This window comes from Knoellia sinensis KCTC 19936, from assembly GCF_000768705.1.
In the GTDB taxonomy this organism is placed as follows: Bacteria; Actinomycetota; Actinomycetes; order Actinomycetales; family Dermatophilaceae; genus Knoellia; species Knoellia sinensis.
The window spans coordinates 32,786-49,548 of the sequence record NZ_AVPJ01000014.1 but is presented as its reverse complement, the minus strand read 5'-3'; the positions used below and the strand labels follow the sequence as shown (position 1 = coordinate 49,548).

Genomic DNA, 16,763 nt, shown 5'->3' with positions numbered 1-16,763 from the left:
GGCCTACCGCCGGTCGTGTGTGTCCCAATGGGGCACAAAGTCGAGGGGCGCGTGGTCAGGTGTTCTGGGGGAATCCGAGGTTGAGACCACCGTGGCTGGGGTCGAGCCACCGTGAGGTCACGACCTTGCCGCGGGTGAAGAAGTGCACGCCCTCCATGCCGTGGGCATGGCTGTCTCCGAAGAGCGAGTTCTTCCATCCGCCGAATGAGTAGTACGCCATCGGCACCGGGATCGGGACGTTGATGCCCACCATCCCGACCTCGACCTCGTTCTGGAAGCGCCGAGCAGCACCACCGTCGTTGGTGAAGATCGCCGTCCCGTTGCCATAGGGGTTGGCATTGATGAGCTCCAGCCCCTCGTCGTAGGACTGCACCCGCACGACCGAGAGCACCGGCCCGAAGATCTCGTCGTCATAGACCGGCATGCCCGGCGCCACCTTGTCGAACAGCGTCGGGCGGAGGAAGAACCCGCCCTCCTCGGCATCGACATCGCCCTCGCGCCCGTCCACGACGAGTTCAGCCCCGGCCTCCACCCCCGCGTCGAGGTAGCCCGCCACCCGGTCACGGTGCGCCTGCGTCACGAGCGGCCCCATGTCGGCGCCTCGCGTCCCGTCCCCGGTGACCAGCTTGCCCACCCGGTCCTTGATCTTCTCGATGAGCTCGTCCGCGATGGGTTCGACGGCGAGCAGTGCCGAGATTGCCATGCATCGCTCGCCCGCCGAGCCGAACCCTGCGTTGACCGCCGCATCAGCGGCGAGGTCGAGGTCCGCGTCGGGGAGCACGAGCATGTGGTTCTTGGCCCCGCCGAGAGCCTGCACCCGCTTGCCGTGAGCCGTTCCGGTCTCATAGACATACCGGGCGATGGGTGTCGATCCCACGAACGAGACCGCCCGCACGTCCGGGTGCTCGAGCAGAGCGTCCACGGCCTCCTTGTCGCCGTGGACGACGTTCATCACCCCGTCGGGCAAGCCGGCCTCGCTCCACAGTCGCGCCACCGCGAGCGCAGCCGAGGGATCCTTCTCGCTGGGCTTGAGCACGACGGTGTTGCCGCAGGCGATGGCCACCGGCACGAACCACAGCGGCACCATCGCCGGGAAGTTGAACGGCGAGATGACCGCCACGACACCCAACGACTGACGGATCGAATACACGTCCACCTTGGTCGAGGCGTTCTCGGTGAACCCGCCCTTGAGCAGGTGCGGGATGCCGCAGGCGAACTCGACCACCTCGAGCCCGCGGGTCACCTCCCCGAGCGCATCGGCCAGGACCTTGCCGTGCTCGGCGGTGATGAGGGCAGCGATCTCCTCCTTGCGCTCGTTGAGGAGTTCACGGAACCGGAAGAGGACCTGGGTGCGAGCGGACAGGGACGACGTTCCCCACCCCGACCGCCACGCTTGCGAAGCGGTCGTGACAGCCTCGGCAACGGTCACGGCCGACGCAAGGTCGAGAGCACCCGTCTCGTCCCCCGTGGCGGGGTTGAACACCGGGCTCGTCCGTTCCACGGGACCGTCCCAGGCCCGGCCGCCGATGAGGTGGGTGATGCGCGTGGGAGTGCTCATGGTGATCCTTCGGGTTCGGCGGGGTGGGGGGACAATGTCTGCGCGGTCTCGGCAGGCTCAAGGTACGGGCGCTGGGACTCTTTGCGGACGGCATACGCCCGCTGAGCAGCGCGCGTCGAGTCGAGTTCACTGACCTGTGCCACCGGCACGTCCCACCAGCTCTCGCTGTCGGGTGCGCCGACGCTGGGGTCGGTCCCGACGTGGATGACGACCGGCCCACCGTCCGGGGGCCAGGCCTTCGCGGACACGATGGCTTCCTCGAGTTCGCCCCGCGAGGACGCCTCGATGACGTGTGCCCCGAGGCTGCGTGCGTTGGCGGCCAGGTCGACTGGCAGACGCTCGCCGTCCAGTCGGTGCGACTCCGGCCCGCGCCTCCGATACTCGGTCCCGAACCGCCCAGAGCCCACGCTCTCGGACAGCGAACCGATGGACTGGAATCCGTGGTTCTGCACGAGGACGACGATGACCTTGACCCGCTCCTGAACCGCCGTGACGAGCTCGGTCGGCATCATGAGGTAGCCGCCGTCACCCACCATCGCGAAGACGTCGCGGGTCGGGTCCGCCCAGCGCACCCCGATGGACGCGGGCACCTCGTAGCCCATGCAGGAGTAGCCGTACTCGATGTGATAGCCCTTGCGATCGCGCACGCGCCACAGCTTGTGCAGGTCGCCGGGCATCGACCCGGCTGCGCACACGACGACGTCACGTGGATCACTCAACTCGTTGACGGCACCGATGACGGTCGCCTGGGTGAGCACTCCGTCGCCCAACGCCTCGGTCACCGAGGCCGGCGGATCGTATGCCGTCCACACGGCCTTGTCCCATCGGCGCCACAGGGTGCCCTGGCGCTTCCGATAGGGGTCTGGCACGGACCACCCCGACAGGGCCGAGGTCAGGGCGAGGAGCGTCTCTCTGGCATCACCAACGACTGAGAGGCCCGCGAGCTTGACCGCGTCGGACGCCGCGACATTGAGGTTGACGAAGCGAACTCCCCTGTGGGCAAACGCTGTTCGGGAAGCAGTGGTGAAGTCGCTCCACCTCGTGCCCACCCCGATGACGACGTCTGCGTCGGCGGCCACCGCATTGGCGGCGGTCGTCCCGGTTGCACCGATGCCACCGAGCAGCTGCGGGTGGCCATGCAGCAACGATCCCTTGCCGGCCTGGGTCTCAGCGACGGGAATGCCTGTGGCCGAGGCGAATTCGGCCAGCGCCCGTTCTGCTCCCGAGTAGTGCACCCCACCGCCCGCGACGATGAGCGGCTTCTTCGCGGACCGGATGATCGACGCAGCAGCCTCCACCCGCGACGTCTCGGGAGGGGGCCGACGCACGTGCCACACCCGCTCCGCGAACAGTTCCGTCGGCCAGTCGAACGCTTCGGACTGCACGTCCTGCGGCAGCGAGATCGTCACCGCCCCCGTGTCCACCGGGTCCGTGAGCACGCGCATCGCCGACAGCAGCGCCGAGGGCAACTGCTCGGGCCTGACCACCTCGTCATAGAAGCGCGACAACGGACGGAACGCGTCATTGACAATGAGGTCACCGGCATACGGGGTCTCGAGTTCCTGCAGCACCGGTGCGGCGACGCGCGACGCGAAGGGGCCGGAAGGCAAGAGCAGCACCGGAATCCGGTTGATCGTGGCCAGCGCGGCCCCAGTCAGCATGTTCGTCGAACCCGGCCCGACCGAGGCAGTGCAGGCCCATGTCTGGAGGCGGTCCTTCTGCTTCGCGAAGCCGACGGCCGTGTGCACCATCGCCTGCTCATTGCGAGCCATGACATAGGGCAGCACCGGCGCGGCGCCGCGCTCCGTGGCGCGCACCTCTTCCTCCAGCAGGGCCTGGCCCACGCCCGCGAGGTTGCCGTGCCCGAAGATGCCGAGGAACCCGGCGAAGAGGCGCTGCCGCTCGCCGTCACGCTCAGTCCACTGCTGCGACAGGAAACGCACGAGCGCCTGGGCCACCGTGAGCCGAACCGTCTCAGTCATCACGGCCCCCAGCTCTCCCGCACCCACGCGTGCGCCGGGTCGTCGCTGATGAGCCACGCGCGTTCTGCGCCGGGGCCAGCCATGACGTTGAGGTAGTAGAGATCCGTGTCAGGGGCTGCCATCGCGGGGCCGTGCCACCCGTGGGGGACGAGCACGACGTCGCCGGTGCGCACCTCGGTGAGGACGTCGATCGGTCGCTCGGCCGTGCCGTAGACCCGTTGGTAGCCCACTGGATCCGTGCCACGCGGATCGATCGAGTGCGTCTCGAAGTAGTAGATCTCCTCGAGCTCCGCCTCGACGCCCGGTAGGTGCTCGTCGTGCTTGTGTGGCGGCCAGGAGCTCCAGTTGCCGGCAGGCGTGATGACTTCGCAGACGAGGATCGAATCGGCGTCGAGGACGGGCGGCAGGCCGAAGCCGCGCACCTCGCGGCTCGCGTTCCCGGCACCACGGTGTTCAGGGGTCGCCTCGTCCGCGGCGATGCGTCGTGGCTCGCGGTCGGATGTGGCGCGGGCACCACAGAGTGCGACACGGGCTCCAGTTCCGCTGTCCTGCACCGTGATCGTGCGGTGGCGCGGCACGTATGCCGTGTCACTGGGTCCGTCGAACACGCTCACTCGTCCTTCGAGCGAGATCGCGTCACCGCCCGACACCTCGATCGTCACCGATCCCGCGAGAGGCACGACCACGACCTCCTCGGCTCGGGTCTCATGCGTCAGGGAACCGCCCGAAGGCAACTCGGCGACCCGCAGCGAGGTGTGGTGCCAACCGTCGACGGCGTCGGTGATCGCCACGGTGAACCCACCCGACGCTGCCTCACCCAGGCGGCGGACCCAGCGGGCGTTGTCTGCACCGGTCCCCACCGTGCGATTCCCCTTGCGCATCATGAGGCCCTCCGGTGGACGGCCAGCGCTGCGTCGACCTCAGCCGTCGTCGGCATCGCCGTCGAGCACTCAAGGCGGCCCGCGACGATGGCACCGGCGACGTTGGCGAACTCGATGGTGCGGCCCAGGTCCCACCCGGCGAGCAATCCGTGGACGAGGGCTCCACCGAAGCCGTCGCCCGCCCCCAGTCCGTTGACGACCTCGACAGGGAAGGGGGCGACCTCGACGCGCTCGTCCGGCGTCGCGGCGAGGACACCGCGCGGTCCCTGCTTGACGACGGCGAGCTCCACCCCGCGCTCAAGGAGTGCATCAGCGGCGCGATGTGGATCGCGCTCACCCACGGCCACCTCGCACTCCTCGGTGTTGCCCACCACGACCGTCACGTGCTCGAGGGCCTGGTCGATCTGCTGAGCGGCCTCCTCCGCCGAGTCCCAGAACATCGGCCTCCAGTCCAGATCGAGCACCGTGTTGCGCACCCGCCCACGTTCCCGCCAGGCAGCGAAATGCGTTGTCCGAGACGGCTCTTGGGACAGCCCTGTCACGGTGGACCAGTAGACACCGGCGGAGCGGATCGCCTCCAGCGGAAGGTCTTCCTCGGTGAGGAGCAGGTCGGGTGCCGCCGGGTAGCGATAGAAATACAGCGGGAAGTTGTCCGGAGGGAAGACCTCGCAGAACGTCACTGGAGTCGGCGGCCCGTCGCCGCGGATCTCGCTGATGCTCACCGGATCGATGCCGAGTCGCTCCGCTTCGCTTCGCACATAGCGCCCGAAGGGATCGCGCCCCACCTTCGTCACGAGGCTGACGCGGCGACCGTGGCGAGCAGCGGCTACGGCGACGTTGGTGGCGCTGCCGCCGAGGAACTTCTCGAACGTCCTGACCTCTTCGAGCCCCACGCCGTGCTGCAGCGGATAGATGTCGACGCCCGTGCGCCCGATCGCGACGAGATCAAATCCGCCGTATGCCGTCCCCTCACCCACCTCGGTCCGTTCACCCATCACCTTCAACTCCCATCCCCCGGTGCGTACCGAACTCACCCAATTGGACGGTTGGGGACGCGTCCCGAACCGAACCGCCGGGACGGTTGGGGAGGTTCCGGATGAATTCGATCGAGGCCCGGACGTCGGCAGCTGGGTCGGCGCCGGTCTCGGAAGGTGACCCGCCGAGAACGGTGTCCTGCTCGAGGACGTACCACCCGGCATACCCACTGCTTTCAAGGGATTCGACAAGGGCAGCGATGTCGATGTCCCCGGTTCCGAGGGGGACGTACATCCCGGCGGCGACTGCTTCGGTGTAGGTCCGCCGCCCCTCCTGGACCTCTCGGGCGAGGTTGGCACGCACGTCCTTGAGGTGGACGTGCTGGATGCGCTCGGGGTGGGTCCGGGCCAGTGCGACCGGATCCGTGCCGCCGATGAGGAGGTGCCCCGTGTCGAGGCACAGCGCCATCCGCGAGCCCGCGAGGACGCGCTCGGTCTCCTCTCCCGTCTCGACGACGGTCCCGACGTGGGGATGGAGCGTCGCGATGAGGCCGTGGGCCGACGCGGTATCGGCGATGCGATCGAGGTTGAGCAGCAGCGTGGACCACTGCGCATCGGTGAGGCCGGGGTGCTCGTCGTAGCCGTCTGCGCCCGTGGCCGCCGCGATGACGAGTACCGAGGCGCGCGCCGCCGCGAGCCCGGCGAGCGCTGCCTCGGCCTCGGCCAGGGGATCGAGTTCGGGGTCGTGGAGCACGAGGGGGACGAACTGCCCGACCGCTCGCAGACCAGCTGCGGACAGAACCTGAACCCTGTCGGTGGGCGTCTCCGGAAGGAAGCCCTCGGGGCCGAATTCCGTTGCGGTGAGCCCGATCTCACTCATCTGGCTCAGAACTGGGTCCATCCCGAGCTGGTAGCCCCAGTCAGGGACCTCGCACACGCCCCACGAGATGGGCGCCCCTGCGATGCGGTCGACGAGGGGTGCACGGACGTGGGGTGCCATTCCCGGGTTCCCGATCGCTCCCGTCATGACGCCCACTGTGTGCGCTCGGGCGCGTCCGGGATCTCGGTCATCGTGACCACGCGGCGCTCGGCCCGCGACACTTCGCAGGCCTCTGCGATGCGGAAGGCCTGCAGTGCGTCCCGCACCGTGCACGGGCTGGGGGTACGCCCGGCGGCAACGTCACAGAACGCGGCGAGCTCAGCGCCATAGGCAGCGCGGAAGCGCTGCATGAACGTCTCGTGCGGAGGGCCCGCCGGGAAGGTCACGCCCTCCTCGGCGGAGCGCACGGCCAGCGCGTCGTCGAGACCCACGGCGAGGCTGGCCGTCGACCCCACCACCTCCATGCGGACGTCGTGGCCACCGCCGCTGTAGCGCGTTGCGCTCGTCGTCACGATCGTGTCGTCGTCGAGGGTGAGCAGCGCCGCGCCGGTGGCGACGTCTCCGGCGGCCGCGAAGAAGTCGGCGCCCTTGTTGCCTCCGGTCGCCATGACCGTTTCGACCTCGCGCCCGGTGACGAACCGAACCGCGTCGAAGTCGTGGACCGAGCAGTCGCGGAAGATGCCGCCGCTCGTCGGGATGTAGGCCGCGTGCGGTGGCTCCTTGTCGTGGGTCTGCGCGCGCACGGCGTGGACGGTGCCGAGTTCGCCGGACGCCACCGCTGCCCTGGCCCGCCGGTAGCCGGCGTCGAAACGGCGTTGGAAGCCGACCTGGACGGGTGTGGTGCTCGCGTCCGCGAGCGCGGTCAGCGCGACCGTCTCGTCCAGGGTCGCGGCCACCGGCTTCTCACAGAACGTCGGTATGCCGGCCGCGAGCGCCTGTCGGAGCAGTTCGGCGTGCGCCGTGGTCGCCGTGGCGATGACGAGGGCGTCGATGTCGGAGGCGAGGAGGGTGTCGATGTCCGGTCCGACCGCCAGTCCGTGGGCCGCGGCCACCCGGTCGGCGAGGCCGGCGTCGAGATCTGCCACGACGACCTCGTCGACGGCGTCGAGCCCGGCCAGGGTGCTCGCGTGGAAGGCGCCGATGCGCCCCACTCCAGCCAGTCCGATCCTCATGTCGTGAACCCTTCCCGAGCGAGGTGTCCGGCGCAACAGCCTGCCCATGGCTGATCCGATCTGACGAGTAGCACGGCGGGTAGCATCCGGGTAGCATTGATCTATGAAGCTCAGCGTCAGTCTCAGTGAAGACGACCTCGCAGCCCTGGATCGCTACGTCGAACAGGCTGGCCTGGGGTCACGCTCCGCTGCGATCCAGGCGGCCATTCGGCAGTTGAGGGACCCCGAACTCGAGGGTGCCTATGCCAACGCCTGGGACGAATGGGCCGAGTCAGGCGCCGAGGAGGCGTGGGCGACCACGGCGTCAGACGGGCTGGCGAATGCTGCGCGGTGAGATTCGGTTGGTGGATCTCGACCCGTCGCGCGGAAGTGAGGCGGACAAACGTCGCCCCGCCGTCCTGGTGAGCAACGACCGGGCCAATGCGACCGCGGCGCGGCTCGGTCGGGGAGTCGTCACTGTCGTGCCCGTCACGAGCAACGTCGATCGCGTGTTCCCGTTCCAAGTCCTCCTGCCCGCTGACGAGACCCGACTCCAGGTGGACTCCAAGGCTCAGCCGGAGCAGGTTCGATCTGTGGCGGTCGAGCGGCTCGGGGCAGCGATCGGCCGGGTTCCGGCCCACCTCATGGCCGAACTCGACGACGCCCTCATCTTGCACCTGCAGCTCTGACTCCCGACGCCAAGGTGGTGAGAAGAACGACTCCCCGCCAGAAAGCGGGAGACGGCGGACAACCCGCGATGGTGGTGGGAACGTAGAGATGAGGTCCCATTCCCACGAGCCAGGGGGCCACGATGAGTGACAGCGACCTGGATGCCGACTTCACGGCATACGTCCGCGCCCGGCAGAGCACTCTGGTGCGGTTTGCCTACCTCCTCACGGGGGATGCGCAAGAGGCCGAGGACCTCGTCCAGAGCGCCCTGGCCAACGTCTATCGCCGGTGGTCGACGATCGACGGGTCACCCGACGCCTACGTCCGACGGACCATGGTCAACGAGCACCACAGCTGGTGGCGTCGCGCGTGGCGACACCGCGAGGTGACCGGAAGCGATCTCGTCGAGTACCAGCAGCCAGCGGCACGTCCGGACGACTACGGAGAGCAGGACCTGCGGGCCCAGATCCGCAAACTGCCCACCCAACAGCGCGCGTCGATCGTGCTGCGCTACTACGAGGACCGCTCCGAGGCGGAGACGGCCGAGATCCTCGGCTGCAGCATCGGCACGGTCAAGAGCCACACCAGCCGGGCGCTGGCCGCCCTGCGCATCACGATGAAGGAGGTCGCGTCATCATGACTCCCCACGAGAGCGAACTGCGCTCCGTCCTGACCCGCGATGCCGAGAGCATCGATGCCACCGGCGACTTCGCCGAAGCAGCCATGACTCTTGAGCGTCAGCGCAGGCGCCGACGCCGCACCCTGGCGGGCACGGCCGTCGCCACCGCAACTGCCCTCGCCGTGGGGATCCCCCTCGCCCTGTCGGAACGGGGTCCCGGAGGGGCCATCCCGGCAGGCACCTCATCTCCGACGCCGACGTCGTCGTCCCCCACTGCAAGCCCGGAACCCACGCCGTCGGTGGGGCAGGCCACGGCATCGCGTGAGGCGTATGCCGTGGGGAACGTCCTGCACATCGGCGACCGGGTCGTCCGGCTCCCGAGGGGAACGATCGTCGAGCAGTTCGCCGTCCTCGAGGGCGGAGGCGTTGTCGTCGCCTCCCACGTCGGCGAGAACCCATGGGTGAGTGCGATCCTCGACGCGACCGGCCGTCAACTCACGAAACTGCCGGACGGCGTCGACGACTGGCGTGTCTCGCGGGACGGCACGAAGGTGTTCTATGCGGACAACGGCAGGACCTTCGTCGTGGACGCGCGCGGAAAGGCCCTGAACTCACTGGAGACCGACAAGTCTGGCGTTGCCCTCATCGGCGACCGCCTCTACTTCGGCGGTCCCTCGGGTGAGGGCGAGACAGGACTCGTGTGGAACCACGTCACCGGGGTGACCCAGGCTGCCCCGGGTCACATCGCCGCCGTCTCGGACGACGAGCGCTTGGCCGCGCTCTACTGGATGCCGCCCTCCGACGACCCGACGTCAGGCTGCTGGGCCGTCGTTGACCTCAAGAAGGCCGGGACGCCCAAACTCCACGGCGACCACTGTGGCACCGCCAGCAAGCCCAACAGGTTCCAACCGCTGACCTTCAGCCCTGACGGCACGCAACTCCTCGGCTCCAACAACATCGATGGCGGACACTGGTTCGCGTCCTCCTTGGTCACCGTGACCGACGGCAGTGTCATCTTCGGCCACGACGGCACCGACGAGAGCAAGATCGTGTCGGGCTGGGGAATGCGCTGGAGCGATGACGGCGCCACGGTTCTCTTCTCCCGGAACACGTCCTCACCGCTGAGCCCGGTCACGGGCAACGACCTCGTGCGCTGCACCGTCGCCCTCTCGTGCACCGAGGTGGCGCCGAACAAGTCCATGACGAACCGGCTCTTCCCGCACTACATCCTGCCGAGGTAGGCGGAAACCGACTTCGTGCCCCGTTGGGACACGTTCCCTCGGCCGAAGGCCTCCGTGAACGTGTCCCAACGGGGCACAAAGTCGAGGGTGTGTGGGAGTCAGTCGAGGACGTGGCGGAGGTAGCGGCGAGGATCATCCAGGAACCGGCGATGGTGGTCGACCACGGCAAGGTCCTCCCACGCCACCGGCTCGATCCCCTCGTCCGACAGTTGCAGGATCCGGGCACCTGGCACCGCAGCCAGGATCGGTGAGTGGGTCGCGAGCAGCACCTGCGCACCGGGCCGGGCAGCCATCGCCGCAAGCTCCGCCACGAGGTGCAGTTGCGCTTGGAACGACAACCCCGCCTCCGGCTCGTCCCAGACGAAGAGGCCGTCACCGTCGAAGCGCTTCGTCGACAACAGCGACACGAAGGACTCTCCATGCGAACGCGCGTGGAAGTCGGGGTCCATCGAGCGGGGTGATTCCGACCGTGAGGTGTCGAGCCAGGCCATGAGCCCGTGCATGGTCTCGGCCCGGACGAAGTAGCCCCACTTCGACGCACCCGGCCCCCGACTCAGCCGCAGCCACTCCCACAACCCCGACTCGGTCTCGTGGGTGCGGTGCCGAGCACCGGTCGACCCACCTTCGGCACCGAGTCCGAACGCCATGGCAATCGCCTCGACGAGGGTCGACTTCCCCGTCCCGTTGTCGCCGACGAGGATCGTGCACGAGCCAAGATCAAGACCGTCGGCCAGCACCTGCGCGACGGCCGGGATCGACACGGGCCAGACGTCGGGAGGCGGCACCACGGCATACGGGCTCTGATCGATGCGACGCACGGGAAGCGGCTCCAGCCACCCCTCCTGCTGCCCCGAGTCCACGATTCCCAAACTACTGCCCGCACCGGAGGCGCCACCCGGACGAAGGCGAACTCACACCGATCGTGTCAGAAGCACTCAGCGAACCCTCGTACCCTTGAGCGTGTGAGCAAGAGCCCCACCGACACCACCACCGAGACGGCCGGCGCCACGGGCGCCCCCGAGATCGACCTGTCCGAGCAGCAACGCATTCGCCGCGAGAAGCGCACGCGACTGCTCGAGTCGGGGAGGGCGGCATACCCCGTGTCGGTCGACCGGACCCACAGCCTCGCTCAGGTGCGCGCGAACTGGGCCCACCTCGAGACCGGCGAGGAGACGCAGGACGTCGTCTCGGTCGCGGGTCGCGTCGTCTTCATCCGCAACACGGGCAAGCTCGCCTTCGCCACCCTCCAGGAGGGCGTCGGCACGCGCCTCCAGGTCATGCTCAGCCTCGCCGAGGTGGGCGAGGAGAGCCTCGCTGCCTGGAAGTCCGACGTCGACCTCGGCGACCACGTGTCCGTCACGGGTCGCGTCATCAGCAGCCGCCGCGGCGAGCTCTCCGTCATGGCGACGAGCTGGACCATGGCGTCCAAGGCGCTGCGCCCCATGCCGGTGCTGCACAAGGAACTCTCCGAGGAGTCCCGCGTGCGCCAGCGCTACGCCGACCTCATCGTGCGCCAGGAGGCGCGCGACATGGTCCGCACCAAGGCGCACATCCTCAGCGCCATGCGCCGCGAGCTCGAGAACCAGGGCTACCTCGAGGTCGAGACGCCGATCCTCCAGCTCATCCACGGCGGTGCTGCGGCGCGCCCGTTCACGACCCACCTCAACGCGTTCGACCAGGAGATGACGCTCCGGATCGCGCTCGAGCTCAACCTCAAGAAGGCCATCGTCGGTGGCATCGACCGCGTCTACGAGATGGGACGCATCTTCCGCAACGAGGGTGTCGACGCGACCCACTCCCCCGAGTTCACGATGCTCGAGGCCTACCAGTCGTGGGGCGACCAGACGACGATCGCGGCCCTCATGCGCGACCTCTATCTCGCTGCGGCGGACGCGCACGGCAGCCGCCAGATCCAGACCGAGCGCGGCACGATCGACCTCGACGGCGAGTGGCGGTGGCTGCCCGTCTACCAGGGCGTGAGCGAGGTGGTCGGCGAGACCGTCACCGTCGACACCGACCTCGAGACCCTGCGCGGCCTGGCCGCGAAGCACGACGTGGCCGTCGACCCGGCCTGGGACAAGGACAAGGTCTTCCTCGAACTCGTCGGCGAACTCGTCGAGCCGAACCTCCTCCAGCCGACGTTCCTCTGCGACTACCCCGCGATCGCCCAGCCGCTGGCGCGACCCCACCGCAGCGAGCCCGGACTCATCGAGGCCTGGGACCTCATCATCGACGGTGTCGAGCGGGGCACTGGGTTCTCCGAGCTCATCGACCCCGAGATCCAGCGCGAGGTCCTCACCGACCAGTCGCTCCGCGCGGCTGGGGGTGACCCCGAAGCGATGCAGCTCGACGAGGACTTCCTGCGGGCCCTCGAATACGGCGCGCCGCCCATGGGTGGCCTCGGACTGGGTGTCGACCGGCTCGTCATGCTGTTCACCGGCGCCAATATTCGCGAAACGATTCTCTTCCCCCACCTCAAGCCGGAGGCATGACCATGTGGGACTCCATCTGGCCCTATCTCGCAGCCATCCTGCCCACGATCATCGTGGCCCTGCTCTTCTATTATCTGATGAAGAGCATCCTCGAGGGTGACCGCCGCGAACGGCTCGCCCAAAGTCAGTGGGAATCCGAGCAGTCCAAAACCCCGAAAAACAATTCGGGGCGATAGTCTTTCGTGCATCAATTGCTGATGCGCGAAAGGGAAATCCATGGCACAGCGTGTTCAGGTGCTGCTCGTTGACGACATCGACAACAGTGACGCCGACGAGACAGTGACGTTCGCCCTCGACGGCGTGACGTATGAAATCGACCTCAACGAGGGCAACGCGAGCAAGCTCCGTGACGCCTTCGCCCCCTGGGTGGGTCACGCCCGCCGCTCGGGTGGTCGCAAGATGTCCGGCAGGGGCGGCTCTGCCGCGGCACGTCGCAAGGACGTCTCAGCCGTCCGTGAGTGGGCGCGCAAGAACGGTCATGACGTCAGCGAGCGCGGTCGCATCCCGGCCGCGGTCCAGGATGCCTACGACAAGGCCAACAACTGATCGTCACCCACAGCGCAGAGGCGACGGCACCCGATCCGGGTGTCGTCGCCTCTGTCATGTCGCGACACCATGGATATCTCGAATTCGTCGGGGGCCGGACCCTCTCCCTGCCGCTCAGCAGCGCATTTTCGTTTTCAACGAAATGGCGTGAAGAAATCACGGCCCAGAACTCCAGACTGTATGCCGTTCCCGCACCTCCTCAGGTCGCTGCGGCTTTCGTCCTCCAGCACCTGCTGAGCATTCCCGCGCAGATTGCCGCGTTGGCCGCGGCCACGGGGCCCTGGGAAGTTGATCTCGGCACTATCGATTCACCCTTGATCTCCTGCGACCTCGCCGACGGCATGTACCCGGAACGGCTGGGGTTTCTTTCCGTGAAGTCGGCATCAGCGGACCGGGACACGCGAATTGCAGGCGCGCGGACGGCATACAGGATTCTTGGCAATGCCATCGCGGACGCCTATGAGCCGGGCGTCAAGATGTCGAGCCGACAGCGGTTCGGGATGGTCGACGACCTCTGGGCGATGGCGGAGCGTGATGCCCGCGCCGCGACGGGGGACGGGTGGGGCGCGGTGGTCGAGCGCCAGTCGTGCTGCTTCATCTATGCCCTGCCCGGGTGCCAGGAGTGTGCTGGCTGCCCTCGCCTCGCGATGACCGACTGAGTCGATCGCTCCACGTCCTGCGGCACTGATATCTGGCCGATACCTCCCTGCCACACGCTGATATCGGCCGAATCGCGGCCATTTCGCGCGAGACCTGGAGGCACGAACATGCATCTCACTCGGCGCGCCTGCGCCCTGATCAGTTCCGCAGTCATCACGGTGCCGCTCGCTCTCGGCACCACCACCGCTGCCCAGGCGTCGGGCAGCTCGAAAGCCGACGTCGGCGACTCCGCACAGGTCGTCATCGAATGGCAGCGCATCCTCAACACCACGGTCTACCCGGCGATGCCGATCCCGAATGGTGTCCCGCTGCTCGGCTACACGTCCATGGCCATGCTCGACGCCGTGGACCGCTCCCTCAAGGCCGGCGACAGCTCCGAGACGGCCGCCGTGGCGACCGCCGCGCACGACGTCCTGGTCCACTACTTCCCCGCGCAGAAGGGCACGCTCGACGCACGCCTGGCCACGAGCCTCGCGTCGGTCGGCGACGCGGACGAGAAGGCCCGGGGGTCCTTCCTGGGAGCGGCATCGGCCAGCCTGATGCTGGCCAGCAGGGTCGGTGACGGCTTCGGGGACACGAGCATCCACTACACACTCCCGCCGGGAATCGGGGTCTGGCAGCCAATCCCACCCACGACGGACATGCTCGCGGCGTGGCTCGGTTCGGTGGACCCGCTCGTGCTGCGACGGCCGATCCGTGTCAACGGGCCCGACAAGCTCACGAGCCGTGGCTACGCCAAGGACTTCGCGGAGGTGAAGCGGCTCGGAGGCAACGCGGCCACGGGCAGTGAACGCACGCAGGAACAGACCGACATCGCGGTCTTCTTCAACGGGAACGCGGCGACGATGATCCCGGATGCGCTGGGCCGCAACCTCGAGGCGAGCGGCGCGCTCACCATTCGTGGCACGGCCCTGGTGTTCGCGCGCATCCACGCGGCGATGGCCGACTCGATCATCCAGAGCTGGCGGCTCAAGCGTGACCTCGGCTTCTGGCGACCGTTCGAGGCGATCCAGTCAGGCGACCTCGACGGCAACCCGGCCACCACGGGGCAAGCCAACTGGGAGCCGCTGATCGGAAAGCCGCCGTACTCCGACTACGTCAGCGGGCACGCCTCTCTGACCGGCCCGGCAGCCGAGGTCGTCCGCCGCACCCTCGGGGACAAGGTCACTCTCGAGATGATCTCCGGAACGACGCCGGTGCATCGGACCTACACCAGTCTCAAGGCTCTTGAGTTCGACGCCTTCCACGCTCGGATCTGGGGCGGTCTGCACTTCCGGGACGCCATGGACGACGGCTACCGGATCGGCCACCTCACGGCACGGCACGTGATGGCCGACCTGCGCTGACCCGTCACGGGAGCCCGACCGCGGCCCTTCGCGACCTGAGTAGCAGACCTCATGGTCGCGGAGGGCTTCGCGCGGGATGGTGGAGGCATGGCCATCATCGTGAGAACGCTCGGGATCTCGGTGGCTGCCGTGCTCGGCCACCTCGCGCTGGTCTTTGCAGGCGGCGGCTTCCGTCAGGGTGACGCCAACATCGGTGCCGGACTCATCGTGTTCGCGGTGCTCGTCGTGGGGTCCTTTGCCTGGGCTCTCGTCGATGGGCTGCGTGAGTGAACCGACCTCGGGGCGCTGGCGATCCGGTGGGCCGCGGTCGCCGTGGCGGCGCCCGCGGTCATCACCCTCGCCATCTGGGCCGTGAGCCAGACCGCCCCCGACTGGGGGCTGCGGCCCGAGATGTTCATCCTCTGGGCCATGACCGCTGCAATGTCGTTCGTGCCGGCCGTCATGGGTGCCGCCATCGGGTATGCCGTCCGGTCACCACAGCGCGTCGCGAACTGAAGGAGCCTCGTCGGCAAGGTGAGGCAACCCAGGGGCGGGGTCCATCCGTCATGGTGGGTGCAACGGAAACCACCACGGAAGGTCGTCATGCGCTCCAGTTCTCGTGACGAGGCGTTCACGCTGTTCGCCACGCAGGCCCGCCCGGGCCTGCTGCGATCGGCGCGCCTCCTCACCACCGGTGACGAGGCGCGGGCGGAGGACCTCGTCCAGCACGTGCTCGTTCGGCTGTATGTGCGCTGGCCGAATGTCACGCGGGCCGACGATCCCGTGCGCTACGCCCACCGCTCCCTCGTCAATGCGTTCATCGACGACAGCCGCAAGGTGCATCGGCGCCGCGAGTGGTCGTCGGAGGACCCGGCCCGCTCCGAGGTGGCAGTCGAGGGCGACAGCACGGTCGACCCGTTGCTTCGCCAGCAAGTGCTCAGGGCATTGGCCGACCTGCCCCCGGGGCAACGTGCGGTCGTCGTCCTGAGGCACTGGCTCGACTGGTCGGTCGAACAGACCGCCCAGGCGCTCGACATCTCGACCGGGTCGGTGAAGTCGCAGAACCACAAGGCGCTCGCCTCGCTGCGCACGTCGCTCCCCCAACTGTCACCTGTGTTCGCCACTGAAAGGGCCTCGTCATGAACCAACTCCACGACCTCCTCGACACGGCCAGTCGACCCGCCGCGCCCGACGGCCGAGACACCGGCCACGACGTCACCTCCGACATTCGCCTCGGACGGCGCGTACTGCGGCGCCGTCGCCTCGCCGCTGCAGGGGGCGGTGTGGCGGCGGCGGGTCTGGTGGCCGGTGCCCTCGTGGGTGGTGCGGCGCTCTCCGGCGGTCCCGGCCCAACAGGCGGACCCGCCCTTCCCGGTGGAGGGACCTCTGCCTCGGTGCAGACGAACAGTGCTCCAGTCACCTTGACCGACACCCCCGCGCAAGCAGGCGCCTTCCACTTCTCCAAGACGCCGACCGGATGGGTGGCGGGGGCGAGTGGTCCGTACGCGGGCCTCCTTGTCCCCGTCAGTGGCGGCGTCAGCGACGACGAAACCGACTTCGCCGGCAAGATCACCGCAATGGTGCAGAACCGCTCCACTGCGGGCGGAGCCGCGGCCGTCCACGGATCGGGGTTGACGTTCGAACGATCGATCACGCTCGATGGCATGGAGAAGACCCTCGTCGTCCAGATCCCGGACTCCGTTCGGCTCTCACCCGACGATGTCGGCAGCTTCGTCGCGGCGATCACCGTCAGTCCCGCCGTCCAGTCGGCCGCGGGCTGAGCCT

At 68.4% G+C, this 16,763-nt stretch carries 20 protein-coding genes; 13 read left to right on the top strand and 7 right to left on the bottom strand.

Annotated features, from left to right (window positions below; genetic code table 11):
* Window positions 1-55 precede the first annotated feature (55 nt).
* The 6 genes from N802_RS15300 to N802_RS15275 are packed head-to-tail and all read right to left on the bottom strand — an operon-like array spanning window position 56 to window position 7,447.
* Window positions 56-1,558, bottom strand: coding sequence for a CoA-acylating methylmalonate-semialdehyde dehydrogenase (locus N802_RS15300; protein ID WP_035917904.1), 1,503 nt, complete (start codon window positions 1,556-1,558; stop codon window positions 56-58).
* A complete protein-coding gene (gene iolD, locus N802_RS15295; RefSeq protein ID WP_052110030.1) occupies window positions 1,555-3,540 on the bottom strand; it encodes a 3D-(3,5/4)-trihydroxycyclohexane-1,2-dione acylhydrolase (decyclizing) in 1,986 nt (661 codons plus the stop codon). Before iolD ends, N802_RS15300 begins: the two co-directional genes overlap by 4 nt.
* Window positions 3,540-4,424 carry a 5-deoxy-glucuronate isomerase gene (iolB, locus tag N802_RS15290; RefSeq protein WP_245613962.1) on the bottom strand — a complete coding sequence of 295 codons (885 nt, stop codon included), beginning with the start codon at window positions 4,422-4,424 and terminating at the stop codon, window positions 3,540-3,542. Before iolB ends, iolD begins: the two co-directional genes overlap by 1 nt.
* Window positions 4,421-5,416, bottom strand: coding sequence for a 5-dehydro-2-deoxygluconokinase (gene iolC / locus N802_RS15285; protein WP_052110020.1), 996 nt, complete (start codon window positions 5,414-5,416; stop codon window positions 4,421-4,423). The genes iolB and iolC overlap by 4 nt, the downstream gene beginning before the upstream one ends.
* Complete coding sequence (locus N802_RS15280; RefSeq protein WP_245613961.1) at window positions 5,409-6,422, bottom strand: TIM barrel protein; 1,014 nt, start codon at window positions 6,420-6,422, stop codon at window positions 5,409-5,411. The genes iolC and N802_RS15280 overlap by 8 nt, the downstream gene beginning before the upstream one ends.
* A complete protein-coding gene (locus tag N802_RS15275) occupies window positions 6,419-7,447 on the bottom strand; it encodes a Gfo/Idh/MocA family protein (RefSeq protein WP_035917903.1) in 1,029 nt (342 codons plus the stop codon). The genes N802_RS15280 and N802_RS15275 overlap by 4 nt, the downstream gene beginning before the upstream one ends.
* A 103-nt stretch (window positions 7,448-7,550) precedes the next feature.
* On the opposite strand from N802_RS15275, the gene N802_RS15270 reads away from it, so the two are divergent.
* The 4 genes from N802_RS15270 (at window position 7,551) to N802_RS15255 (ending at window position 9,955) form a co-directional block, all read left to right on the top strand.
* Window positions 7,551-7,781 (top strand): ribbon-helix-helix domain-containing protein, encoded by a 231-nt coding sequence (locus tag N802_RS15270; protein ID WP_035917902.1) that lies wholly within the window; start codon window positions 7,551-7,553, stop codon window positions 7,779-7,781.
* A gap of 10 nt (window positions 7,782-7,791) precedes the next feature.
* A complete protein-coding gene (locus tag N802_RS15265; protein WP_281175147.1) occupies window positions 7,792-8,115 on the top strand; it encodes a type II toxin-antitoxin system PemK/MazF family toxin in 324 nt (107 codons plus the stop codon).
* 122 nt (window positions 8,116-8,237) lie between these two features.
* Complete coding sequence (locus N802_RS15260) at window positions 8,238-8,735, top strand: SigE family RNA polymerase sigma factor (protein ID WP_035917900.1); 498 nt, start codon at window positions 8,238-8,240, stop codon at window positions 8,733-8,735.
* Window positions 8,732-9,955: a WD40 repeat domain-containing protein gene (locus tag N802_RS15255; protein WP_035917899.1), complete on the top strand. Its 1,224-nt coding sequence runs from the start codon at window positions 8,732-8,734 to the stop codon at window positions 9,953-9,955. The genes N802_RS15260 and N802_RS15255 overlap by 4 nt, the downstream gene beginning before the upstream one ends.
* 98 nt (window positions 9,956-10,053) lie before the next feature.
* Here N802_RS15255 and N802_RS15250 read toward each other — a convergent pair whose 3' ends face one another.
* Entirely contained in the window at window positions 10,054-10,815 is a 762-nt protein-coding gene (locus N802_RS15250; protein WP_245613960.1) for an AAA family ATPase, read from the bottom strand.
* Window positions 10,816-10,917: 102 nt separating this feature from the next.
* On the opposite strand from N802_RS15250, the gene lysS reads away from it, so the two are divergent.
* The 9 genes from lysS to N802_RS15205 all read left to right on the top strand — a co-directional run bounded on the left by lysS (window position 10,918) and on the right by N802_RS15205 (window position 16,759).
* A complete protein-coding gene (gene lysS / locus N802_RS15245) occupies window positions 10,918-12,447 on the top strand; it encodes a lysine--tRNA ligase (protein ID WP_035917898.1) in 1,530 nt (509 codons plus the stop codon).
* On the top strand, window positions 12,444-12,623 hold the full coding sequence (locus N802_RS15240) for a hypothetical protein (RefSeq protein WP_035917897.1): 180 nt from the start codon (window positions 12,444-12,446) through the stop codon (window positions 12,621-12,623). The genes lysS and N802_RS15240 overlap by 4 nt, the downstream gene beginning before the upstream one ends.
* A 40-nt stretch (window positions 12,624-12,663) precedes the next feature.
* Window positions 12,664-12,993 carry a histone-like nucleoid-structuring protein Lsr2 gene (locus tag N802_RS15235; protein WP_035917896.1) on the top strand — a complete coding sequence of 110 codons (330 nt, stop codon included), beginning with the start codon at window positions 12,664-12,666 and terminating at the stop codon, window positions 12,991-12,993.
* 56 nt (window positions 12,994-13,049) lie between these two features.
* Window positions 13,050-13,652, top strand: coding sequence for a (2Fe-2S)-binding protein (locus N802_RS15230; protein ID WP_035917895.1), 603 nt, complete (start codon window positions 13,050-13,052; stop codon window positions 13,650-13,652).
* Between the two features lie 108 nt (window positions 13,653-13,760).
* Window positions 13,761-14,999, top strand: a complete 1,239-nt coding sequence (locus N802_RS15225; protein WP_052110019.1) for a vanadium-dependent haloperoxidase — start codon at window positions 13,761-13,763, stop codon at window positions 14,997-14,999.
* Window positions 15,000-15,086: 87 nt separating this feature from the next.
* Complete coding sequence (locus N802_RS15220) at window positions 15,087-15,269, top strand: hypothetical protein (protein ID WP_156971446.1); 183 nt, start codon at window positions 15,087-15,089, stop codon at window positions 15,267-15,269.
* A gap of 42 nt (window positions 15,270-15,311) precedes the next feature.
* Window positions 15,312-15,494: a hypothetical protein gene (locus tag N802_RS15215; RefSeq protein WP_035917892.1), complete on the top strand. Its 183-nt coding sequence runs from the start codon at window positions 15,312-15,314 to the stop codon at window positions 15,492-15,494.
* Window positions 15,495-15,581: 87 nt separating this feature from the next.
* Window positions 15,582-16,121, top strand: a complete 540-nt coding sequence (locus N802_RS15210) for a SigE family RNA polymerase sigma factor (protein ID WP_035917889.1) — start codon at window positions 15,582-15,584, stop codon at window positions 16,119-16,121.
* Window positions 16,118-16,759 (top strand): hypothetical protein, encoded by a 642-nt coding sequence (locus N802_RS15205; RefSeq protein ID WP_035917887.1) that lies wholly within the window; start codon window positions 16,118-16,120, stop codon window positions 16,757-16,759. The genes N802_RS15210 and N802_RS15205 overlap by 4 nt, the downstream gene beginning before the upstream one ends.
* The last annotated feature ends 4 nt before the right edge of the window (window positions 16,760-16,763 follow it).